At 67.3% G+C, this 21,837-nt stretch carries 19 protein-coding genes; 13 read left to right on the top strand and 6 right to left on the bottom strand.

Annotated features, from left to right (window positions below; translation table 11 throughout):
• The first annotated feature begins 16 nt into the window (after positions 1-16).
• From VFW84_RS00300 to VFW84_RS00280, 5 genes are all read left to right on the top strand, one after another.
• Positions 17-1,870, top strand: a complete 1,854-nt coding sequence (locus VFW84_RS00300; RefSeq protein ID WP_329678422.1) for a glycosyltransferase family 39 protein — start codon at positions 17-19, stop codon at positions 1,868-1,870.
• Positions 1,867-2,637, top strand: a complete 771-nt coding sequence (locus VFW84_RS00295; RefSeq protein ID WP_329678421.1) for a phosphatase PAP2 family protein — start codon at positions 1,867-1,869, stop codon at positions 2,635-2,637. Before VFW84_RS00300 ends, VFW84_RS00295 begins: the two co-directional genes overlap by 4 nt.
• A 67-nt stretch (positions 2,638-2,704) precedes the next feature.
• On the top strand, positions 2,705-3,823 hold the full coding sequence (nadA, locus tag VFW84_RS00290) for a quinolinate synthase NadA (RefSeq protein ID WP_329678420.1): 1,119 nt from the start codon (positions 2,705-2,707) through the stop codon (positions 3,821-3,823).
• A 23-nt stretch (positions 3,824-3,846) separates the two neighbouring features.
• Positions 3,847-4,752 (top strand): carboxylating nicotinate-nucleotide diphosphorylase, encoded by a 906-nt coding sequence (nadC, locus tag VFW84_RS00285; RefSeq protein WP_329678419.1) that lies wholly within the window; start codon positions 3,847-3,849, stop codon positions 4,750-4,752.
• An 83-nt stretch (positions 4,753-4,835) separates the two neighbouring features.
• The gene (locus VFW84_RS00280) at positions 4,836-5,120 is read left to right on the top strand and encodes a late competence development ComFB family protein (protein ID WP_329678418.1); all 285 of its coding nucleotides are present in this window, start codon (positions 4,836-4,838) and stop codon (positions 5,118-5,120) included.
• Here the strand turns inward: VFW84_RS00280 and VFW84_RS00275 are convergent.
• Positions 5,096-5,839: a hypothetical protein gene (locus VFW84_RS00275; RefSeq protein WP_329678417.1), complete on the bottom strand. Its 744-nt coding sequence runs from the start codon at positions 5,837-5,839 to the stop codon at positions 5,096-5,098. The genes VFW84_RS00280 and VFW84_RS00275 overlap by 25 nt on opposite strands.
• 143 nt (positions 5,840-5,982) lie before the next feature.
• On the bottom strand, positions 5,983-7,623 hold the full coding sequence (gene nadB / locus VFW84_RS00270) for an L-aspartate oxidase (protein WP_329678416.1): 1,641 nt from the start codon (positions 7,621-7,623) through the stop codon (positions 5,983-5,985).
• A 91-nt stretch (positions 7,624-7,714) separates the two neighbouring features.
• Here nadB and ypfJ point away from each other — a divergent pair, with 91 nt between their 5' ends.
• Both ypfJ and VFW84_RS00260 read left to right on the top strand, forming a co-directional pair.
• Positions 7,715-8,602, top strand: coding sequence for a KPN_02809 family neutral zinc metallopeptidase (ypfJ, locus tag VFW84_RS00265; protein WP_329678415.1), 888 nt, complete (start codon positions 7,715-7,717; stop codon positions 8,600-8,602).
• Between the two features lie 50 nt (positions 8,603-8,652).
• Positions 8,653-9,630: an NADPH:quinone oxidoreductase family protein gene (locus VFW84_RS00260; RefSeq protein WP_329678414.1), complete on the top strand. Its 978-nt coding sequence runs from the start codon at positions 8,653-8,655 to the stop codon at positions 9,628-9,630.
• On the opposite strand, the gene queG is transcribed toward VFW84_RS00260, so the two are convergent.
• Positions 9,631-10,785, bottom strand: coding sequence for a tRNA epoxyqueuosine(34) reductase QueG (gene queG / locus VFW84_RS00255; RefSeq protein ID WP_414638839.1), 1,155 nt, complete (start codon positions 10,783-10,785; stop codon positions 9,631-9,633).
• Between queG and tsaE the strand changes: the two genes are divergently transcribed.
• Together tsaE and VFW84_RS00245 are read left to right on the top strand one after the other, a co-directional pair.
• The gene (tsaE, locus tag VFW84_RS00250) at positions 10,780-11,382 is read left to right on the top strand and encodes a tRNA (adenosine(37)-N6)-threonylcarbamoyltransferase complex ATPase subunit type 1 TsaE (protein ID WP_329678413.1); all 603 of its coding nucleotides are present in this window, start codon (positions 10,780-10,782) and stop codon (positions 11,380-11,382) included. The two genes, queG and tsaE, sit on opposite strands and share 6 nt — an antisense overlap.
• Complete coding sequence (locus tag VFW84_RS00245; RefSeq protein WP_329678412.1) at positions 11,379-12,971, top strand: N-acetylmuramoyl-L-alanine amidase; 1,593 nt, start codon at positions 11,379-11,381, stop codon at positions 12,969-12,971. Before tsaE ends, VFW84_RS00245 begins: the two co-directional genes overlap by 4 nt.
• Before the next feature lie 6 nt (positions 12,972-12,977).
• Here VFW84_RS00245 and VFW84_RS00240 read toward each other — a convergent pair whose 3' ends face one another.
• Complete coding sequence (locus tag VFW84_RS00240) at positions 12,978-13,625, bottom strand: DedA family protein (RefSeq protein WP_329678411.1); 648 nt, start codon at positions 13,623-13,625, stop codon at positions 12,978-12,980.
• Between the two features lie 11 nt (positions 13,626-13,636).
• Here VFW84_RS00240 and mutL point away from each other — a divergent pair, with 11 nt between their 5' ends.
• From mutL to miaA, 4 genes are read left to right on the top strand one after another with little or no spacing between them, the layout of a single operon-like run.
• Entirely contained in the window at positions 13,637-15,643 is a 2,007-nt protein-coding gene (gene mutL, locus VFW84_RS00235) for a DNA mismatch repair endonuclease MutL (RefSeq protein WP_329678410.1), read from the top strand.
• A gap of 26 nt (positions 15,644-15,669) precedes the next feature.
• Positions 15,670-16,671 (top strand): pseudouridine synthase, encoded by a 1,002-nt coding sequence (locus tag VFW84_RS00230; RefSeq protein ID WP_414638838.1) that lies wholly within the window; start codon positions 15,670-15,672, stop codon positions 16,669-16,671.
• A 4-nt stretch (positions 16,672-16,675) separates the two neighbouring features.
• Positions 16,676-17,938 carry a multidrug effflux MFS transporter gene (locus tag VFW84_RS00225; RefSeq protein ID WP_329678409.1) on the top strand — a complete coding sequence of 421 codons (1,263 nt, stop codon included), beginning with the start codon at positions 16,676-16,678 and terminating at the stop codon, positions 17,936-17,938.
• Positions 17,935-18,942, top strand: a complete 1,008-nt coding sequence (gene miaA, locus VFW84_RS00220) for a tRNA (adenosine(37)-N6)-dimethylallyltransferase MiaA (protein WP_329678408.1) — start codon at positions 17,935-17,937, stop codon at positions 18,940-18,942. Before VFW84_RS00225 ends, miaA begins: the two co-directional genes overlap by 4 nt.
• Before the next feature lie 29 nt (positions 18,943-18,971).
• Here the strand turns inward: miaA and VFW84_RS00215 are convergent, their stop codons facing one another.
• Together VFW84_RS00215 and VFW84_RS00210 are read right to left on the bottom strand one after the other, a co-directional pair.
• Entirely contained in the window at positions 18,972-20,573 is a 1,602-nt protein-coding gene (locus tag VFW84_RS00215) for a DHA2 family efflux MFS transporter permease subunit (RefSeq protein ID WP_414638837.1), read from the bottom strand.
• Between the two features lie 2 nt (positions 20,574-20,575).
• Positions 20,576-21,811 (bottom strand): efflux RND transporter periplasmic adaptor subunit, encoded by a 1,236-nt coding sequence (locus VFW84_RS00210; protein WP_329678407.1) that lies wholly within the window; start codon positions 21,809-21,811, stop codon positions 20,576-20,578.
• Positions 21,812-21,837: the final 26 nt, after the last annotated feature.

Below are 21,837 nucleotides of genomic sequence, written 5' to 3'. Positions count from 1 at the left end.
GTTCGCACCACACACCATGACCACGAGCCCGACGACCTCCAGCACGAACACACCCAAGATCCCGTCGACCAACGGACAACGCCCCGTGCATCGCTGGCCGCGACTGTGGGGGCGCCGCATGTGGATGTTGCTGGCGCTGGGCATCGTCTTGCTGCTCTACCGGGTCGGCGTTGTGCACTACAGCGGGATCTCGCTGTTCTTCGACGAGGCGCAGTACTGGGACTGGTCGCGTGATCTGCAGTGGGGCTACTACTCCAAGCCACCGGTGATTGCGGGCCTGGTGAAACTGAGCACCATGTTGTTTGGCAACAGTGTGGAAGGCGTCAAGCTCCTGAGCATGGCCTGCTACATCGCCACCGCAGCGGCCATGGTGGGCCTGGCCCGCGCCCTGTGGCCCACGACCAGTGGCGTGCGCACCGGTGTGGTGGCGGGCGCCCTGTTCCTCACCGCCCCCATGGTCGGCCTGCTGGGCATGTTTGCCAGCACCGATGCCCCCTTGCTGCTGTTCTGGACGCTGGCGGCCTGGGCCCTGTGGCGTGCGCAGGTCACCAACCGCATCGGCTTGTGGCTGATATGCGGCATCCTGTGCGGTCTGGGCATGCTCAGCAAGTACACGATGGCCGCCTTTGCCTTGACGGCTCTGTGGACGCTGTGGGGCGTGCAAGGGCCCAAGCGTGGCCTGGTGCGTGTCGGCCCCTGGCTCGCGCTCGCGGCCGCGCTGGTCGTCCTCAGCCCCAATCTGGTGTGGAACGCCCAGATGGACTTCCCCACCCTGCAGCACACGGCTGACATCACCACCCGCTCGGATCGGGATGGCGGTCCGGTCTCGGCGCTGACCTTCCTGCTTGGGCAGGTGCTGATGCTGGGTCCGATCGCCGTGCTGGCAGGCCTGTGGCTGTACCGCCGGGCCCGCAACGAACCCCGTGAAGTGGCGGGTGCCAGCCAGTGGGCGGCCTCCAGCCAGATGCTGCCCCCCAGCCAGTGGGCCGCCAGCACGCAGCAAGGGGCCCCGTCGAGCGCCGCACCCAGCACCTTGATGGGCGGCGCCCCCAGCACCCAGTTCGGGTCGGCCGACGCCCGACAGCAGCGCGCCCGCGCCACCCGCACCTCGGCCTACTACCTGGCATCGGTCACGTCCTATCGCTTTCTGGTCGCGCTGAGCGTGCCCCTGATGCTGGTGGCCGTGGTCCAAGCCTTTGTGGCGGATGCCCACCTGAACTGGGCCGCGCCCGCCACCGTCGGCCTCTTCCTGCTGCTGGCCAGCAGCATGAGCGCTCCGCTGGTGCCACTGTCGGTGCCCCGTCCGAACAAGTGGCTGTGGTTCGCCATGGCGACCAATCTGCTGCTCACCGGCGCCGTGATCCACGCCCGCGACATCCTGGGCGATCGCATGCCCTCCAAGGCCGATGTGCTGGTGCGCATGCGCGGCTGGGAAGCGGCCTTTGCGCAGCTCGATTCCCTGCTCGCCGATCCGCGCGTTCAAGGTCTGCCTGTGGTGGCCGACAAGCGACTGCTGCTGACTCAGGCCGCCTATCACTGGCGCGCCCATCAACCCACCATCATGGCCTGGAACCCCAAAGGCTTGCGTCAGGACCACTATCAACTGCAGCACAGCATGCCCAACACCGTCGGCCAGGACGTGCTGGTGCTGTCAGAATCGCCCCAACCCGATGCCATCCTGGCGCGCTTCGCCTTCAAACGAGAACTGGGGCGTGCCGTGGTCAGCGTCGGCTCGGATCGCCAACTGGAACTTCACCTCTTCCTGGCCCGTGGTTTTGTCGGCTATGACAACGCCACCTACGAGGAGCAAAGTGGCACCGCCGGCGACCAGTCGGAAGACACCCCTTTCACCGAACGACCCAAACCGTGACCACGGAGACCGAATCCTCCTCACTCGACACCCGCCTGCTCTGGGCGGGTTTGTTCTTGAGCCTGGCCATTTTTTCCAAGGTGCCCAATGTGGACCTGTGGTTCTCACAGCGCTACTACCTGGTTGATCAAGGCTTTTTCCAGGCCAACAACCCGGTGGTGCAAGCCCTGTATCGCTACACCCCCAGGGTCGGGCATGGTCTGCTGGCGCTGGCCGCCGTGGTGGCAGTGGGCGGGCCCTGGCTGGCCAGGCTGGCCAACCGCTGGCACGCGCCCGGGGTGGCCGAGCGCCTGACTGGGCTGTGGCGTCGCACGGCTGTCGGCTGCCTGCTGGTGGCCGTGCTCAGCTCCGGCCTGATCGTGGAACTGGGTTTCAAGAACTTCATGGGGCGCCCACGCCCCGTGCAGACCCTCGATTTCGGTGGCACTGAGGTCTTTCACCCGGCGTTCGAGCGCGGTCCATCCCCGGATCGCCATCGCAGTTTTGTCAGCGGCCACGCCGCAGCGGGCTTCTCTCTGATGAGCATCGGCCTGGCTGCCGGCGCAGTCTGGCGCCGCCGCTGGTTGCTCATCGGTGTGGTCACCGGCAGCATCGTGGGCCTGGGCCGCATCATGCAGGGCGGGCACTACCTGAGCGACGTGGTCTTTTCCTTCTATGTGGTCTGGCTCTCTTGTGAGCTGATAGCCTATGGCCTGCGGCAATGGGATCTGCGCAAGTTGCCGCCCCATCACCCCGCCCGCAAGGGTCCTCGTCGCGCCCTGCGCTAGCATGTGAGCCTTGACCACGGAGGGCCTGTGCATCAGCCGCGCGCCTCCAACTGATGTTCCCAAAGCCATGACCTCGAGCACCGTCGTCTACGACTACACCCGCCAGGACGCCACTGGCGAGAGCTGCACCGCCCATGCCTGGGCCAAGGTGCCGCCCACCCTGCCTGCGGCCGAGCGCGCTGCCACCCGCGAGCGCATCAAGACGCTCCTGAAAGAGCGCAACGCCGTCCTGATCGCCCACTATTACGTGGATGGCGACTTGCAGGATCTGGCGCTGGAGACCGGTGGCTGTGTCTCGGATTCCCTGGAGATGGCCCGCTTTGGTCGCGACCACGCTGCGCAGACCCTGATCGTGGCTGGTGTGAAGTTCATGGGCGAATCGGCCAAGATCCTCAGCCCCGACAAGCGCGTGCTGATGCCCGATCTGGACGCCACATGCTCCCTGGATCTGGGTTGCGAGGCCGATGACTTCGCCAAGTTCTGCGACGCCCACCCGGACCGCAAGGTCGTGGTCTACGCCAACACCAGTGCCGCCGTGAAAGCCCGCGCCGACTGGATGGTGACGAGCTCGTGCGCGCTGGCCATCGTCAAGCACCTCAAGGACCAGGGCGAGAAAATCCTGTGGGCCCCGGACCGCCATCTGGGTCGCTACATCCAGCAGCAAACGGGTGCCGACATGCTGATGTGGAATGGTGCCTGCATCGTGCACGACGAGTTCAAGGGGCTGGAGCTGGACCTGCTCAAGCAGCAGCACCCCGGCGCCCTGGTGCTGGTGCACCCCGAGTCCCCCGAAAGCGTGGTGGCTCAGGCGGATGTCGTGGGATCGACCTCGCAATTGCTCAAGGCCGTGGTCGAGTCCGATGCGCCCGCCTTCATCGTGGCCACCGACAACGGCATCTTGCACCGCATGCGCCAGTTGGCCCCGGGCAAGGTGCTGATCGAGGCCCCCACCGCAGGCAACAGCGCCACTTGCAAGAGCTGCGCTCACTGCCCCTGGATGGCCATGAATGCGCTGCAGGGCGTGCTGTCCTGCCTGGAGCATGGCACGGGAGAGATCCACGTGGACGAAGCCACCCGCGTAAAGGCCCATGGCTGCATCGACCGCATGCTCAGCTTCGTGGCTCAGAACCCGGCCGCCATCGCCAAACCGGCCCAGGGCTTTGTGCCAAACATCGGTGCCGCCTGAGTCCCCTTTCACGTCTGTCATTCATGTTCGATCACAACGAAACCCTGGCCGAGGCCCGCGCGCGCAACATCCGCGACGCGCTCTTTGAAGACGTGGGCGTGTGCGACTGGACCGCGGCCCTGGTGGCCGCTGGCCAGCGTGTCAAAGCCCGCCTGATCGTGCGCGAGCAGGCCGTGCTGTGTGGCCGCGAATGGTTCGAAGGCTGCCTGCTGGGCCTGGACGCCAGCGCTCGCATCGACTGGGCCTACGACGAGGGGGCCCTGATGGCGGCCAACACCCCGGTGTGTGCCATTGAGGCCGACGCCCGCGCGCTGCTCACCGCCGAGCGCCCAGGCCTGAACTTCCTGCAGACCCTGTCGGCCGTGGCCACCCTGACGCACCAGCACATGAAGGCCATCGAAGGTGCTTCGCCCAACCCGCGCGGTTGCGTGGTGCTCGACACCCGCAAGACCCTGCCGGGGCTGCGTCTGGCCCAGAAGTACGCCGTGCGCACGGGCGGCGGCGCCAACCAGCGCCTGGCCCTGTACGACGGCATCCTGATCAAGGAAAACCACATCGCCTCGGCCGGCAGCGTGACGGCCGCCCTGCAGCGGGCCCAGGCCCTGGTGGCCGAGCAGGCTGCCCCCAAGGGCTACGACATCGGCATCCAGATCGAGGTCGAAACCCTGGAGCAGTTGCGCGAGGCCCTGGCGGCTGGCGCCGTCAGCATCCTGCTGGACAACTTCGACGAAGCGCGGATGCGCGAGGCCGTGGCCATCAATCAGCAGATCACCGGAGGCGCTGCCCTGCTGGAAGCCTCGGGTGGGGTCACCTTGGACCAACTGCGCGGCATTGCCGCCACGGGCGTGGATCGCATCTCGATCGGCAAGCTGACCAAAGATGTCAAGGCGGTCGACTTCTCGCTGCGGGTGCTCGAGCGGATCGTCTAGCCCGTGAATTTGGCACCTAATCCGGCCACCGCACAGGCGGCCGTTCAAGCACACTCCTGCAGTGTGTTTGAGGATGCCCCACCATGCCCGCCGACTTTCACTCCCTGCGCAACTACTACGAACGACAAGTCGTCGAGTCCGTCCTGGAACACGCCCAGCACTACCCGCTCCTCAAGGAAGCCCAGTTGCCCGATGTCGCCTGCGTGGCCCTCAATCGGCTACCGCCGCGCTACATCCGCCACGAAGTCGACCTGGCCTTTTATCTGACAGAAAAAGAGCGCACGGAAAACCAGCAACTGGTCGATGAGTCCGTGCGCTATGCCTTCGAGTTCGTCCAGGCGCGCTATGCCATGCGGGCGCGGCGCTGACGACGACCCCAGGCAAGCACGGTCAGCCCACCCGCTACCGCCAGGGCCAGCGCACCGGGCTCGGGCACAGCTGGCGCGGGAGACGATGGCGAGAAATTATCGAACGCCAGACCGATGCCCGACGTCTTGCTGCCCACGAAGGTCAGCGAGATGCTGGCAATGTCCGCCACGCCGCCTCGATCGAATGACCAGGTCCAGGGCTTGCCATCCAGCGAGCTGACCCCGTAACTGGTCCCCAGAGGGCTCAGCAATGAGGCCACGAGCGCACCGCCGCTGTTGAATGCCTCCACCTGCCATTGCTCAGTGGCGGACGGATCGCCATCGATGTCCCAGATCTGGGCCGAAGCAGCGGCCACCGGGGTGGTGTAGCTGATCAACAAACGGGGCACCGGCACCGCCGCCAGACCCGTCGTACCGATGCGCAAGAAATGCCCTTGCAGTTGGGGCTCGAAGCCCGGTGCAGCGACATCGACGGCATTGAGCGCATTGTTCACGAAGCCATCCCCGGCATCGGCCCCGCCCACCGCCTCCAGGTAAGGCGAGTCACCGGAAGAGAGGCTGAAGGTGACGCCGAACAAAGGCTCGTACTGACTGGTGATCGCCAACTGGTCGGAAGGAGAGCCCCCGGGCACGGATTCGAAGTCGATGACAGCGGCGTGTACAACAGACGTGCAGAAGGCCAGCGCCAGAGCAGTGGTCAGAGCGAATCGTGGGTTCATGGTGAGCTCCTTCGTTGAATGATCGACTCGGGCCCACCCTGTGGGTGCGCCGCCCTCATCGTCGGCCGATTCTAGGGAGCAGTGCGGTTTTCCGCCCCCCCTAGATCTTGGCCTCTCATCAGGAGCTTGCAGCCCCCCGAGCATCACGGCAGCCAGGCGTCGCGCTTCTTGGGCTTCTTGCACAAGATGGTGGGGAAGCTCACCGGCAAGGTGCGGGGGTAGTCGCGGCTGAAATGCAGGCCGCGACTTTCCTGACGCGACAGCGCCGAGCGCACGATCAGCTCCGCACAATCGACCAGATTGCGCAACTCCAGCAGGTCGCGGCTGACACGGAAGTTGGCATAGTAGTCATCGATCTCGCTGCGCAAGAGCTTGATGCGGTGCAGGGCACGCTCCAGGCGGCGCGTGGTGCGCACGATGCCCACGTAGTTCCACATCACCAGCCGCAATTCATCCCAGTTGTGGGCGATCACGACCTCTTCGTCGGCATCGGTCACCTGGGATTCGTCCCAGCCTGGCAGGCGCAGGGTGTCGACGGGCAACTGCGTCTGGATGTCGTCGGCGCAGGTGCGGCCCAGCACCACGCACTCCAGCAGGGAGTTACTGGCCAGGCGGTTGGCGCCATGCAGGCCGGTGTAGGTGGTCTCGCCCACGGCGTACAGACCAGGCAGATCCGTGCGTCCATGCAGATCGGTCACGACCCCACCGCAGGTGTAGTGCGCTGCTGGCACCACCGGGATGGGTTGCCGCGCGATGTCGATGCCCAGGGACAGGCAGCGCGCGTGGATGGTGGGGAAGTGCTCTTTGAGGAAGTCCTCGCCCAGGTGCGTCGCGTCCAGCCAGACATGGTCCACGCCGTGCTTTTTCATCTCGAAGTCGATGGCGCGGGCCACGATGTCGCGCGGGGCCAGCTCGCCCCGCTCGTCATGCTCGTGCATGAAGCGCGTGCCATCGGGCAGACGCAGGATGCCCCCTTCGCCGCGCAAGGCCTCGGTGATCAGGAAGCTACGCTCCTGGGGGTGATACAGGCAGGTCGGGTGGAACTGGATGAACTCCATATTGCCCACCCGGCACCCCGCCCGCCAGGCCATGGCGATGCCGTCGCCCGTCGAGGTTTCAGGATTGGTGGTGTAGCGGTAGACCTTGCCGGCGCCGCCCGTGGCCAGCACCACCGCGGCGGCCGCCAGGGTTTCGACCCGGTGGGTGTCGATGTCCAGGGCATACACCCCATGGCAGCGCTGTTCGGCGGGCCGCTCCAGCCCGTTGCGCTTGAGGTGATGGTTGGTGATCAGATCGACCGCCATCCAGCGCTCACGCAGGCTGATGTTGGGGTGGCGCTTGACTTCGGCCAGCAGGACATCGTGAATGGCCTTGCCGGTGGCATCGGCCGCATGGGCAATGCGTCGCACGGCATGCCCACCTTCACGGGTGAGGTGCAGGCCCAGCGGCCCCTCAGGGTCAGGCGAAAAAGGCACGCCACGGGCAACCAGCCATTCCACGGCCTGCGCACTGTGGCGGGCAATGAACTCGGCGGTGTGCTCGTCCACCAGCCCGGCACCGGCCTCCTGGGTGTCCTTGACGTGCGATGCGATGCTGTCGTCGCTGCCCAGCACGCCCACGATGCCCCCCTGTGCCCAGGCCGTGGCCGCCTCTTCGAGGTGACGCTTGGCCAGCACGATCACCGGCTGTGTCTCGGCCAGATGCAGGGCAACGGTGAGGCCGGCCAGGCCCGCACCGATGATGACGATGGGCAGCGCAGGCGCCGCGGCAGTGTTTGCAACCATGAGACCATTTTATGGGCAGCCCGCGCTGCTAACATCGCCAGCGGCGCATGCCCTGGCCTTCGCCTTGACATTCCTGCCTGGAGACCACGCTGTGAAACTGGACGGCCAAAGAGAAAGCGACAACGTCGAGGACGTCCGCAGCACGGGCGGCGGCGGGCGCCGCCTGCCGGTGGGCGGCCGAGGCATGGGCATCGGCACCATCGTGATCGCCCTGGTGGCCAGCTATGTGCTGGGCGTCAATCCGCTGACGGTGCTCAACATGCTCAGCGGTGGTGGCGCTGCGGTCAGCCAGTCGCCCCTGCCCTCGCCCGATCAGGGCACCCCATCGGGCCAGCCCGATCCCTCATCTCGCTTCGTGCGTCAGGTGCTGGCCACCACCGAAGATGTCTGGCATGCACAGTTCACCCAGCGTGGCGCCCAATACCAGCAGCCCGTCCTGCAGATCTTTCGAGGCAGCACCAGCACCGCCTGCGGCGAGGGCCAGGCGGCCATGGGCCCCTTCTACTGCCCGGCCGACCAGAAGGTCTACATCGATCTGGGCTTCTACGACACCCTGCGCGAGCGCCTGGGCGCCCCCGGCGATTTTGCGCAGGCCTATGTGATCGCCCATGAGGTGGGCCACCACGTGCAGAACCTGCAAGGCACCTCGGCCAAGCTCGACCAGATGCGTCGTCAGATGAGTGAAGCGCAATACAACGCCATGAGTGTGCGCCTGGAGTTGCAGGCCGACTGTTATGCCGGCATCTGGGCCCATGACACGCAAAGCGCCAAGCAACTGATGGAGCAAGGCGACCTGGAAGAAGCCCTCAACGCCGCGGCACAGATCGGCGACGACGCCTTGCAGCACAAGGCCCAGGGCCGTGTGGTGCCTGAAAGCTTCACCCACGGCACCAGCGAGCAGCGCATGCGCTGGTTCAAGCGCGGCTTCGAAAGCGGCGACATGGCTCAGTGCAACACCTTCACCCGCGAGCCGGTGTGACGCCACAGGCATCCACCACGCTCTCACCCCACCTCACACGGAGACCCCCCATGCAGGCATGGTTTTGCGAAGAAACGACCGGCCCGGAAGGCCTGAACTGGAAAGACGCCCCCACGCCCGAGCCGGGCAAGGGCGAGGTGCGTGTGGCCATCAAGGCCGCCAGCCTGAACTTCCCTGATCTGCTGATCGTGCAGGGCAAGTACCAGATGAAGCCCCCCCTGCCCTTCGTGCCGGGCGCCGAGTTCGCCGGGGTGGTCGAGGCCGTCGGTGAAGGGGTCAGGCATCTGGCTGTGGGCACGCACGTGGCGGGCTTTGCCGGCACCGGCGGTTTCGGCACGCACGCCGTGTGCCCGGCCGCCGTGCTCATGCCCCTGCCCCCGGCCTTCAGCTTTGAAGATGCCGCCGCCTTCTTGTGCACCTATGGCACCTCCTACCATGCCCTGATGGACCGGGCGGCTCTCAAGGCAGGCGAGACCGTGCTGGTGCTGGGTGCCGCCGGCGGTGTCGGCACGGCCGCCATCCAGATCGCCAAGGCGGCCGGCGCCAAGGTGATCGCCGCTGCCTCCAGCGACGAGAAATGCGCGCTGTGCAAGACGCTGGGCGCCGATGCCACCATCAACTACACGACACAGAACCTGCGCGACGAGCTCAAGACGCTCACTGAGGGCAAGGGCCCCGATGTGGTCTACGACCCCGTGGGCGGTGATCTGACCGAGGCGGCCTTCCGCTCCATCGCCTGGCGCGGCCGTTACCTGGTCATCGGCTTTGCCAACGGCCCCATCCCCGCCTTGCCGCTGAACCTGCCCCTGCTCAAAGGCGCCTCGGTGATGGGCGTGTTCTGGGGGGAGTTCGCCAAGCGCGAACCCCAGAACAATGCCGCCTGCCTGATGCAACTGGCCGCCTGGTACATGGAAGGCAAGATCAAGCCCGTGATCGAGCACCAGTTGCCCATGTCTCAGCTCAAAGAGGCCTTCACGCTGATGGGCTCGCGTCAGGTGCGCGGCAAACTGGTGCTGAGCAACCCCTGATCAGGGCTGCAACGCCCAGTGCACATGGGGCGCCACCAGGGCAACATCGGTGCCTGCCGTGGGCTGAGCCAGCCAGGCCTGCAGGACCTGCTGGATACGCTGGACCAACGCCTCATCGCCCGTGCGACGGCGGGCATTGCCCAGCGCCACAGCAATGTTGCGCTGCCAGCGCCCCAGGCCAATGCGACGGATCGGGCTGCCCTCCGTGAGCCTCAGAAAGGTGGACTCATCCCAGGCCCACAGGCTCAGCAGATCGGGATCTCGCAGGGGCTCACGCACATCGAAATCCGGGATCTGGGCGCGGGCCGCGAACTTGTTCCAGGGGCAGATCAACTGGCAGTCGTCGCAGCCATAGATGTGATTGCCCATGAGCGGGCGCAAGGCCTCGGGGATCTCGCCGGGGTGCTCGATGGTCAGATAAGAGATGCAGCGCCGCGCGTCCACCTGTTGCTCGCCCACGATGGCCTGGGTGGGGCACACATCGATGCAGGCCGTGCAGGAGCCGCAATGGGCCGCCTCGGGCGCCGTCACTGGCAGGGCCACATCCACATAGATCTCGCCCAGGAAGAAGGCCGAGCCCGCCTCGCGTGAGAGCAGCAGCGTGTGCTTGCCGCGCCAGCCCAGACCGCTGCGACTGGCCAGCTCCACCTCCAGCACCGGCGCCGAATCGGTGAACACGCGGTAACCCAAAGGCCCCAGATGCGCGGCCAGCTGATCCGCCAGCTTCTGCAGCCGGGCACGCAGCACCTTGTGATAGTCCCGCCCCCGGGCATACATCGAGACCGTGGCGGCATCCGGCCGTTGCAGGCGGTCCCACTCGATGCGCTGCCAGCCCTCCCCCACGCTGGCCGGCAGGTAGTCCATGCGCGCCGTGATGACCCGCACCGTGCCCGGCACCAGCTCGGCAGGCCGTGCGCGCTTGAGTCCGTGGGACGCCATGTAGTGCATCTCGCCATGAAAACCGCGCGCCAACCAGGCCAGCAAACCGGGCTCTGCACTTGACAGATCGACATCGGCGATGCCAATCTGTGAAAATCCCAGCTTCGCGGCCCATTGCCGCAATTGCGTCAGCACCTCCGCCGCCCGCTCCGCATCGCCCTCCCAGGATGGCGTCTCGGAGGTGGGAGGGGTCGAAGGGGATGGCGCCTGATGCATGTGACGATCGTAGCAAGAGCTCAGACTGATCTGGCCCCCCCGGCTTCTCCGGCCCCCGTGAGCGGGCGGGGTGCGGTGTCGCGCCTGTGCTGGCCCGACGAGGCGGGCTGTGCGAACAGCGCCCAGGCCCTGGCCCGGCTGATGGCCCCGGCCCTGCGCCATGGGTCCAGCGTGCTGATCGAGCTGCGCGGCACCCTGGGGGCCGGCAAGACCACCTTCACGCGCCACCTGCTGCGGGCCCTGGGTGTGCAAGGTCGCATCAAGAGCCCCAGTTACGCCGTGGTCGAGTCCTACGATGTCGAAGGGCTGCAGGTGTGGCACTTCGACTTCTATCGCTTTGCCGATCCGCGCGAGTGGGAGGATGCGGGCTTTCGGGACATCTTCTCGGGCCCCGGGCTCAAGCTGGTCGAATGGCCCGACAAGGCCGCCGGTCTGTTGCCTGCGGCCGACATCTGCCTGGACATCGACACCGATACCGATGACAGGCGCCTCGTGAACTGCCACAGTGAGACTGAGGCGGGATGCGCCCTGGTGCAGGCTTGGGTGAATCACCCCGCCGCACAGGGCGATGCACCACGCCTGCAGGAGGCCTCATGAAGCGCAAGCCTCATCACCACCCCACACCGTCCCTGAGCAATCCGGGGCGACGCCAGGCTTTGAGCCAGGGCCTGGCCCTGGGCGCTCAAGGCACCCTGCTGCTCTCCCTGGGCTCGGCCCAACTGGCCTGGGGTGCCCAGGTGCTGGCCGTGCGCGTGTGGCCCGCCAAGGCCTATACCCGTGTCACCATCGAATCCGACACCGCCCTGACGGCCAAGCACTTCCTGATGGGCAACCCGCCTCGGCTGGTGATCGATGTCGATGGACTGGAGCTCAGCCCACAGTTGCGCGATCTGGTGCGCAAGGTGCGCTCGGACGATCCCTTCATTGGTGGCATCCGCGTCGGCCAGAACCAGCCCCGCGTGGTCCGGCTCGTGCTGGATCTCAAGCAGGGCACCAAGCCGCAGGTGTTCGGTCTGCCACCTGTGGCGGCCTACCAGCACCGCATGGTGTTCGACCTCTATCCCACGGCCGAGAGCGATCCCGCCCTGGCGCTCAAGTCCCCGACCGCGTCAGGCGCTGCGCCGGTCCCATCGGCCCCGGCCAGCAGCGCCGCCACGCAGCCCTCGGCCTCAGCCGCCTCCGGGCCCGCCAAACTGTCATCCGCAGCCCCCCCGGGCAGTCCGGCCACGCCGGCATCCAGCGTGGCACAGGGCTCTCCAGGCGGGTCATCCAGCTCGGCCTCGTCGGATCAGGCGGCCGAGGCCATGAACGATGCGCTGGGAGAGTTCCTGGACGATTTGCGCGGCCGCCCTGCAGAGCGGGCCGCCAATCGCGCAGCCCCCAAGACAGAGGCACGCACCGAGCCACGGGCTGAAGCCCGAGCCGAACCGCGCAAGGACGAAGCCGACGAACTCGCCGCGCTGCGTGCGGGTGCCCAGCGCCTGGTGATCGTGGCGCTCGACCCGGGCCATGGGGGCGAGGACCCCGGCGCCATCGGCCCCAATGGCCTCTACGAAAAGGACGTGGCCCTGTCGATCGCCCAGAAACTGCGCGAGCGCATCAATGCCCAGCCGGGCATGCGCGCCATGCTGACCCGCGAGGCCGACTACTTCGTGCCCCTGCATGAACGGGTGCGCAAAGCACGCCGCGTGCAGGCCGACCTGTTCGTGTCCATCCACGCCGATGCCTTCATGAACCCGCAGGCGCGGGGCGCCTCCGTCTTCGCCCTGTCCGAGGGAGGCGCGACCAGCGCGGCCGCCCGGTGGATGGCCAACCGCGAAAACGCCTCCGACATGGTGGGGGGGGTCAACATCAAGGCGCGCGATGCCCAGGTCATGCGCACCTTGCTGGACATGTCGACCACCGCGCAGATCAAGGACAGCCTCAAGCTGGGCCACGTCGTGCTGGGCCACCTGGGCAAGGTCGGCCGACTGCACAAGCCGCGTGTCGAACAGGCCGGCTTTGCCGTGCTCAAGGCACCGGACATCCCGTCCATCCTGGTCGAGACGGGGTTCATCTCCAACCCCGAAGAAGAGAGCAAGCTGCAGGACGAAGGCTATCAGCGCGAGCTGGCCGATGCCCTGCAGGCTGGCATCAGCCGCTACTTCGCCAAGAACCCGCCGCTGGCCCGCAACCGGGCCCTGTGAACGGCCTCAAGCAGGCTTGGCGTTCCGCCCGGCACGCCAGGCGCCAAACAATGCGATCAAGCCCGGCACCAGGATCAGGCCCCAGATGATCTTGCTGAGGTTGGCCTGCACCCAGGGCAGGTTGCCGAACAGGTAGCCCACCACGGTCAGGCCCACCACCCAGATCACCGCGCCGATCACGTTGAAGAGCGTGAAGGTGGCACGGTTCATCTGCGCGACACCGGCCACGAAGGGCGCGAAGGTGCGGATGAAGGGCATGAAGCGCGCCAGGATGATGGTGATGCCACCGTACTTCTCATAGAAGGCATGAGCAGCATCAAACGCCTTGCGGTTGAACCAGCGCGAGTCCTCCCACTGAAAGACCTTGGGGCCGATGTGGCGCCCGATCGTGTAGTTCAACTGGTCGCCCGCGATGGCGGCCGCCAGCAAAACCGCGATGGCCAGCGGCAGGCTCATGGCCCCGGTGCCCGCCAGCGCCCCCACCACGAACAGCAGGGAGTCGCCCGGCAGAAAGGGCATGACCACCAGACCCGTCTCCACAAAAACAATCAGGAACAACAAGGCGTACACCCAGGGGCCGTACATCTGTACGAACTCGGCCAGGTGCTTGTCGACGTGGAGAATGAAGTCCAGCAGAAAGTGAGCGATGTCCATGGCGCGCGATTATGGCCGCGTTCTGTGACCATGCCGGGGGGCACTCCTCTACAATCCCGGGGATGAGTGCTGACCGACCGCCCCGCCCGACCATCCGTGAACTGCCGGACGAGCTGATCAGCCAGATCGCCGCTGGTGAGGTGGTCGAGCGCCCGGCCTCCGTGGTGCGCGAACTGGTCGACAACGCCCTGGACGCCGGGGCCAGCCAGATCACCGTCAAGCTGCTGGCCGGCGGGATCCGCCAGATCCTGATCGAGGACGATGGCTGTGGCATCCCCGTCGAGGAATTGCCCCTGGCGCTCAAGCGCCATGCCACCAGCAAGATCCGCTCACTCGACGATCTGGAACGCGTGGACACCATGGGTTTTCGGGGTGAGGCCCTGGCGGCCGTGTCCTCGGTGGCCGAGATGGCGATCGCCAGCCGCACGCCCGATGCCAGCCACGCCCACCGCCTGGACGCCCGCTCGGGCGAGCTGGCGCCGTCCGCGCGCAGCGTGGGCACCAGCATCGAGGTGCGCGAGCTCTTCTTCAACACCCCCGCACGACGCAAGTTCCTCAAATCCGAAGCCACCGAGCTGGCCCACTGCATTGATGCCGTGCGACGCCATGCCCTGGCCCGCCCCGATGTCGGCTTCACGGTCTGGCATGAAGGCAAGCTGGTCGAACAATGGCGTGCCGCCTCCCAGGAGCAGCGCCTGCGTGACGTGCTGGGCGATGAGTTCGTGCGCAACAGCCGCCCGGTGGACCTGCAGATCGGGCCCGTGCATGTGCTGGGCCGCGCGGGCATCCCTGACGCCGCCCGTTCGCGCGCGGATCAGCAGTACTGCTATGTCAATGGCCGCTTCGTGCGCGACAAGCTGCTGTCCCATGGGGTGCGATCGGCCTATGAAGATGTGCTGCACGGCCAGCGTCAGCCGGTCTATGCCCTGTTCCTGAACATCACGCCCGAGTTGGTCGATGTCAATGTGCACCCGACCAAGATCGAGGTGCGCTTCCGTGATGGCCGCGAGGTGCATCAGGCCGTGCGCAAGGCCGTGGAGGCCGCGCTGGCTGTGTCGCGTGCGGGCGAATCCCCCGCGCCCGACGTCCTGGCCTCCGCGCCTGCCGCCACGCCTCAAGCCTCCGGATCTGACGACACGGCCCGCCCCCTGCCCAGCAGCCAGCAAGATCGCCTGCCCTGGGGCGCCCTGGTCACCCCGAGCATGCTGAGCGAGCCCGTGCGTGCGCCCGAGCAGCGCTGGGCCGCCTGGCCTGAAGGGGCGGCCTCGACCGCGATTGGCGCAGCACGCCCTGCCCTGATGGCCGCCGAACGCGATGCCGACACCGGCTGGCGGCAACCCGACGTGAGCCTGGCCCCCCGCACCGCGCCCGGCAGCCTGGCACCGGCAGCCTTGGCCGCCAGCAACGATGCCAGCCCGGCCCATGCCCCGGAGGACTGGCCCCTGGGCCGCGCCATCGGTCAGATCGGCGGCATCTATGTGCTGGCCGAAAACGCCAAGGGCCTGGTCATCGTGGACATGCATGCCGCACACGAGCGCATCGTCTACGAGCGACTCAAGAGCCAGCTCGCCCATGACCGACTGCCCGCCCAACCGCTGCTGATCCCGGTGACCTTCGCGGCCACGCCCCAGGAGCTGGCCACCGCCGAAACCCAGCACGAGGCCCTGCACACCCTGGGCCTGGACATCGGCCCGCTGGGACCGGGCACCCTGGCCGTGCGCTCACGCCCCATGGCCCTGGATCAGGCCGATCTGGTCGAGCTCAGTCGCTCCGTGCTGGCCGAACTGGCGGGGTTCGAATCCAGCCAGGTGGTCCAGCGTGCACAACACGAGCTGCTGGCCACCATGGCCTGCCACGGCGCCGTGCGTGCCAATCGCCGACTGACCCTGGTCGAGATGAACGCCCTGCTGCGCGACATGGAAGCCACCGACCGCGCCGACCAATGCAACCACGGCCGCCCCACCTGGCGACAACTCAGCGTGGCCGAACTCGACAACCTCTTCATGCGTGGACGCTGACCGCCCCACCACGCCACAGCCCTGCCATGAGCGAACGCCGCAAGATCACCCTGCCCGCAGGCAAGCCTGCCTCCACGGACGCCGACCCGCGCCGCAAGCCGCTGCGCCCCAACGCGCCGGTCAAACGCAACCGGGTCCGCACCGCCGAGGACAGCGCACCTCGCCCGGAGCGGGCCCCTCAGCCTGAGCGAGGCACCCCGGGCGACGCCACGCGTGCGCGTCAAGACGCCCGTGCGGTGCCCACCCCGCGTCAGGCACCGGAGGACGGCCGCGTGCGCCTGTCCAAGCTCATGAGCGAGCAAGGCCTGTCCTCACGCCGCGAGGCCGACGACTGGATCGAGCAAGGCTGGGTCAGCGTCGACGGCGAAGTCGTGACCGAGCTGGGCACCCGCGTGTGGCCCCATCAGCAGATCACCATCGACCCGATGGCCCATGCCCAACAGGCCCAGCGCGTCACCATCTTGCTGCACAAGCCCATCGGCTATGTGAGTGGTCAGGCCGAAGACGGCTACGAACCGGCCGTGGTGCTGGTGCGCCCCGAGAACCGCTGGGAAGGCGACACCGCTCCCTGGCAGTTCACCCGTGGGCACCTCAACAAACTGGCCCCCGCCGGCCGCCTGGACATCGACTCCACCGGCCTGCTGGTGCTCACACAGGATGGCCGCATCGCGCGCCACCTCATTGGCGAGGACGCCCTGGTCGAAAAGGAGTACCTGGTGCGCGTGCAGTCCATGGCCCAGCCCGAGGCGGAGAACGTGTCCGCCGTGGTGCCCGAAGAAGCCATGGAGCAACTGCGCTACGGCCTCTGGCTGGATGGCAAGCCCCTCAAGCCGGCCAAGGTCTCCTGGCAGAACGAGCAGCAGTTGCGCTTTGTGCTGCGCGAAGGCAAGAAGCGCCAGATCCGCCGCATGTGCGAGCTCGTCGGCCTGAAGGTGGTGGGCCTCAAGCGCGTGCGCATGGGGCAGGTGGTGCTGGGCAAGCTGCCCCAGGGGCAGTGGCGCTACCTGCGGCCCGACGAGCGTTTCTGAGCGCGTGTTCCGTCTCTTTCGCCCCGCGACTCCCCCCAGCGCCCTGACGGTGGTGCTGGCGCTGTCCTTCCTGCTGGGACTGCAACCGGTGGCCACCGACTTGTATCTGCCCGCCCTGCCGCAGATGCCTGCCGCGCTGGGCGTGAACGCCACCACGGTGCAATGGACCCTGTCCATCGTGGTCATGGCCTTCGGGCTGGGCCAGATGATGTGGGGCCCCATCTCCGACCGGATCGGACGCCGGCCGGCCCTGCTCACCGGCCTGAGTCTGTTCGTGCTGGCCAGCGCCTTCACGGTCTGGGCCCCCACCTTCGATGTGCTGCTGGTGGCACGCGCCGCGCAAGGGCTGGGCCTGGCGGCGGCCGTGGTGTGTGGCCGCGCCATGATCCGCGATCTCTACCACCCTCAGGAGGGCGCGCGCGTGCTCTCCAAAGGCCTGAGCGGTCTGGGTGTCATCGCCCTGGTCGGCCCCATCCTGGGCGGGCAGGTCGCGGCCCACTTGGGCTGGCGTGCCACGCTGGGAGTGGTCGGTCTCTTCTCGCTGTGCGGGCTGCTCTACATCGCCTGGGCCCTGCCCGAAAGCCTGGCCCATGAGCGTCGGCAAGTCAGCCAGAGCGGCGCCTGGCACCTGCGCCAGTGGGGCAGTGTGTTCGCTCATCCCATGTTCCGCGCCTACACGGCCCTGACCAGCTCGACCTACGGCGGCCTGTACGTCTTTCTGGCGGCCTCGTCCTTCGTCTTCATCGACATCCTGCAAGGCAGCCGGCAGGCCTATGGCTTGCTGCTGGCCTCGATGTCGCTGTCCTACCTGCTGGGCACCGTGCTGTGCCGACGCTGGCTGGTGCGGCGTGGCCTGCCCGGCACGGTGCGCATGGGTGCGGCCTTCTCCATGGCCTCCGGCTTGTGGTGTGTGGGCCTGACGCTGACCGTGTGGCTGAGCGGCACCACCCCACCCATCTGGTCCCTGCTGCCTGGGGTGTGGCTTTATGCCGTGGGCCATGGCCTGCACCAGCCGTGCAGCCAGGCAGGCATCGTGGCGCCCTTTCCTTCGCAAGCGGGGGCCGCCTCGGCGCTGTCGGGCTTCCTCATGAGTGCGCTGGCCGTGCTCATTGGCGCCCTGCTGGGCTGGTGGATGCGCGCCCCTCAATGGGCCGGCACCATCTATCCCTTGACCCTGGGCATGGGTCTGGGCGGCTTCATCACCGCCTGGATCGGCTTGAGCCTGGTCCAACGCGACGGTCACCCTGCGACCGCGAGCGCCTCATGAGCACCGCCCCCGCCGACGCCCGCACCCTGATCCTGGCCGGCCCCACCGCCTCGGGCAAGACCGCGCTGGCGTTGCAGTTGGCCCAGGCCCTGCCCATAGAGATCATCAGTGTCGACTCCGCCCTGATCTACCGCGGCATGGATATCGGCACGGCCAAGCCGAGCGCGCAGGAGCTCGCCACCGTCCCGCATCACCTGATCGACATCCTCGATCCCACCGAGAGCTACAGCGCTGCACGCTTTGTCAACGATGCACGCCGCCTGATGGCGGAGATCCGCGCACGCGGCCGCCTGCCGCTGCTGGTGGGAGGCACCATGCTCTACATCAAGGCGCTGGTGGAGGGCATCGACGACATCCCTTCGGCCGCGCCTGACGTGCGTGCGCAACTGGATCAGCGCGCCTTGAGTGAAGGCTGGCCCGCCCTGCATGCCGAGCTGATGCGGGTGGACCCACTCACGGCCGCGCGGCTGGCGCCCAATGATTCACAGCGCATCCAGCGGGCGCTGGAGGTGTGGCTGAGCACCGGGCGCCCCATCTCGTCCTACCAGCGTCGGCATGCGGTCAGCCCGGTCGATCCCGAGGTGGGCAGCGAGTCCCAGCCTGCGGCCACGGTGGTGCCCGATGACGTCGTTCTGATCTCGCTGGAGCCCACCGATCGCCGCTGGCTGCACGAGCGCATCCATCTGCGCTTCGAGCAGATGATGGCGCACGGCCTGATCGAGGAGGTGCTGCGCTTGCGTCAGCGCCCCGATCTGCACCTGAACCTGCCCTCGATCCGGTGCGTGGGCTACCGCCAGGTGTGGGAGGCGCTGGACGCAGGGCTGGACCTGAGCCAGCCCGAGGTGCGCGCAGCGGTGGCCGAACGCGGCGCAGCCGCCACACGCCAGTTGGCCAAACGTCAGATCACCTGGCTGCGCAGCATGCCCTGGCGGCATGTGATCGCCTGCGACACCACATCGCCGCAAGACGCCTTCGAGCAGGCGCTGGCACGCATGCGCCCCTGAGTGCCGCACCAGCGTCGGGCCAGCCCTGTTCAGTGGGCGCCGCCCGCGTCCACGCTTTCGGCATCCCTGGCAGGACGGGCCATCCAGACCAGCGGAATCAGCAGCAGAAACAGCCACACCGAGCCCAGAAAGATGTCATCGGCAGCGCGTGTGAACGCCTGCTGATCGATCAGGCGGTTGATCTGGGCCGCGGCTTGTTCCATGCTGAGTCCCGCACGGCTCAGCCCCCCCAGGGCCTCATGGAAGGCCGCGTCGCCCTGCGTGAGCTTTTCTGTCAGGTGGGCATGGTGCATGGTGGCCCGGTCATCCCACAAGGTCGTGGCAATGGAGGTCCCCATGGAGCCGGCCGTGATGCGCGCAAAGTTGCTCAGGCCCGAGGCGGCAGGGCGTTGTTCGATCGACAGGCCCGACAGCGTGATGGCGCTCAGCGGGATGAAGAAAAATGCCAGCGCCGCCCCCTGAATGATGGTGGGGATCATGATGTGGCCCAGATCTGTCTGGACCGTGAAGTGCGAACGCATCCACAGCACCAGCGCGAACACCAGGAACGCCACAGTGGTGAAGCGCCTCGGATCCACCCGTGTGACGTTCTTGCCCACATAGGGCGACAGCAGGATGGCCAGCAGCCCCACCGGCGCCATGGCAAAGCCGGCGTAGGTGGCGGTGTAGCCCATGTATTGCTGCAGCCACATGGGCAGCAGCACGATGTTGCCGAAGAACAGTGCATAGGCAGCGGCCAGGGCCACGGTGCCCACCAGGAAGTTGCGCCGGGCAAACAAGCGCAGATCCACCACCGGATGCTCCTCGGTGAGCTCCCAGGCCACGAACACCGCAAAGCCGACCAGGGCGATCACGCCCAGGGCCACGATCTGGCCGCTCTCGAACCACTCCAGCTCCTTGCCCTTGTCCAGCATGATCTGCAAGGCGCCGACCCACAGCACCAGCAGCCCCAGCCCGATCGAGTCGATGGGCAACTGGCGGGTCGGTGTTTCTCTGGGTCGATAGATGCGCCAGGCCACCAGGGCCGCGCCCAGACCCACCGGGATGTTGATGTAGAAGATCCAGGGCCATGAGAGGTTGTCCGTGATCCAGCCCCCCAGCAAGGGCCCGGTCACGGGCGCGATCAGGGTCGTCATGGCCCACATGGCCAGCGCCATGCCCGCTCGCTGTGGCGGATAACTGGTCAGCAACAAGGTCTGCGACAAGGGGATCATCGGCCCTGCCACCAGCCCCTGCAGCACACGGGCGGCGATCAGCACCTCCAGTGACGGCGCCAGGCCGCACAACCAGGAGGCCAGCACAAAGAGCAGCACGCTGGTGACGAACAGCCGCGCCGAACCAAAGCGCTGCGTGAGCCAGCCCGTCAGGGGCACGGAGATGGCATTGGCCACCCCGAAGCTGGTGATCACCCAGGTGCCCTGCTGCGGGCTCACCCCCAGGTTGCCAGCGATGGCTGGCAGGGACACATTGGCAATCGAGGTGTCCAGCACATTCATGAAAGTCGCCAGCGACAAGGCCAGCGTGCCCATCACGAGCGAGCCCCCAGTCAGGGGCGGGTGCCGATGGCTGGCCGCAGGTGTGACGGACTCGCCCTGGCCGCCAGCCGCCTCCGCCGTGGTGTCGGCGCTCATGCTCAGGCTCCAGGCAAGGACCGAGGTGCTGCGCTCACGGACGCAGGACGCACCCGGTGCCCAGCGTGGGCGGCGATGATCTGCGCCACACGGGCATCCGCATCCTGGCTCAGGTGGTCGAACACCGCCGTGCGCGCCACCGGCTGATGGGCGGCGGACGAGGCCAGGGGCTCACCCTCTTCTTGACTGACATCGACCTCGGCCTCCATGGACAGCCCCACGCGCAAGGGGTGGGCCTTCACGTCCTCACGATGGATGGCCACGCGCACCGGGATGCGCTGCACCACCTTGATCCAGTTGCCTGTCGCGTTCTGCGCCGGCAGCAAGGCAAAGGCGGCGCCCGTGCCCGCGCCCAGTCCGGCCACCGTGCCACGGTAGTGCACCTTCTTGCCATAGACATCGGCGGTGAGGTCCACCGCTTGCCCGATGCGGATGCGCTGCAACTGGCTTTCCTTGAAGTTGGCATCCACCCAGACCTGATCGAGCGTGACCACCGACATCAGCGGCGCACCCGCCTGCACGCGCTGGCCCAACTGCACACTGCGCTTGGCCACGGTGCCATCCACCGGCGCCAGCAGATCGACCCGGCGCAGCGCCAGGAAGGCCTCGCGCACCCTGGCCGCCGCCCGCAGCACCTGTGGATGCTGTTCGACCGCCGTGCCGTCGGTGAGCGCCTGACTCGCACCCAGTTGCTCACGCGCAGCCGCCATGGCGGACTGCGCCGCCTCCAATGCGCTGCGTGCGGAATTCAGTTGCGCCGTCACATGGTTGAACTCTTCGCGCCCCACGGCGCCCGTCGCCACCAGGGGCGCCCGGCGACTGACATCGTCCTGCGCCCGCGCCACGTCGCCTTGCAAGCGCTGCACCTCCGCCTGACGCAAGGACAGTTGTGCGGCCGCCGTGGCGTTGTTGGCGAACAGGGTGCGCACCTCGCGCACGGTCTGGGCCAGTTGGGCCTCGGCCTGGTCCAGCGCCACGCGGGCATCGGCAGGATCCAGGCGGATCAGCGTCTGCCCGGCCTTGACCACATCGGTGTCGTCGGCCTGGATGGCCACCACCGTCCCGGCGATCTGAGGCGTGACCTGCACCACATTGGCTTGCACATACGCGTTGTCTGTGTGCTCGACATGGCGGCTGAACAGGGCCCAGTACGCCAGTGAGCCACCGCCCACCACAAGGACAGTCACAGCGATGGCGCGCAGAGCCTTGGCGCGCTGGGGGTTGGGCGAAGTGCTCATGAGGTCGGTGCTTTCAGAGAATGCAT

Source organism: Aquabacterium sp. (genome assembly GCF_036279655.1).
Taxonomy (GTDB): domain Bacteria; phylum Pseudomonadota; class Gammaproteobacteria; order Burkholderiales; family Burkholderiaceae_C; genus Aquabacterium.
Note: the sequence above shows the minus strand (reverse complement) of the source record. Positions and strands in the feature narration are given on the sequence as shown.

Coding starts and splice junctions, on each gene's coding strand:
- VFW84_RS00300 (WP_329678422.1), top strand. CDS start 17: ATGACCACGAGCCCGACGACCTCCAGCACGAACACACCCAAGATCCCG.
- nadA (WP_329678420.1), top strand. CDS start 2,705: ATGACCTCGAGCACCGTCGTCTACGACTACACCCGCCAGGACGCCACT.
- nadC (WP_329678419.1), top strand. CDS start 3,847: ATGTTCGATCACAACGAAACCCTGGCCGAGGCCCGCGCGCGCAACATC.
- VFW84_RS00280 (WP_329678418.1), top strand. CDS start 4,836: ATGCCCGCCGACTTTCACTCCCTGCGCAACTACTACGAACGACAAGTC.
- VFW84_RS00275 (WP_329678417.1), bottom strand. CDS start 5,839: ATGAACCCACGATTCGCTCTGACCACTGCTCTGGCGCTGGCCTTCTGC.
- nadB (WP_329678416.1), bottom strand. CDS start 7,623: ATGGTTGCAAACACTGCCGCGGCGCCTGCGCTGCCCATCGTCATCATC.
- VFW84_RS00260 (WP_329678414.1), top strand. CDS start 8,653: ATGCAGGCATGGTTTTGCGAAGAAACGACCGGCCCGGAAGGCCTGAAC.
- tsaE (WP_329678413.1), top strand. CDS start 10,780: ATGCATGTGACGATCGTAGCAAGAGCTCAGACTGATCTGGCCCCCCCG.
- queG (WP_414638839.1), bottom strand. CDS start 10,785: ATGCATCAGGCGCCATCCCCTTCGACCCCTCCCACCTCCGAGACGCCA.
- VFW84_RS00245 (WP_329678412.1), top strand. CDS start 11,379: ATGAAGCGCAAGCCTCATCACCACCCCACACCGTCCCTGAGCAATCCG.
- VFW84_RS00240 (WP_329678411.1), bottom strand. CDS start 13,625: ATGGACATCGCTCACTTTCTGCTGGACTTCATTCTCCACGTCGACAAG.
- mutL (WP_329678410.1), top strand. CDS start 13,637: ATGGCCGCGTTCTGTGACCATGCCGGGGGGCACTCCTCTACAATCCCG.
- VFW84_RS00230 (WP_414638838.1), top strand. CDS start 15,670: ATGAGCGAACGCCGCAAGATCACCCTGCCCGCAGGCAAGCCTGCCTCC.
- miaA (WP_329678408.1), top strand. CDS start 17,935: ATGAGCACCGCCCCCGCCGACGCCCGCACCCTGATCCTGGCCGGCCCC.
- VFW84_RS00215 (WP_414638837.1), bottom strand. CDS start 20,573: ATGAGCGCCGACACCACGGCGGAGGCGGCTGGCGGCCAGGGCGAGTCC.
- VFW84_RS00210 (WP_329678407.1), bottom strand. CDS start 21,811: ATGAGCACTTCGCCCAACCCCCAGCGCGCCAAGGCTCTGCGCGCCATC.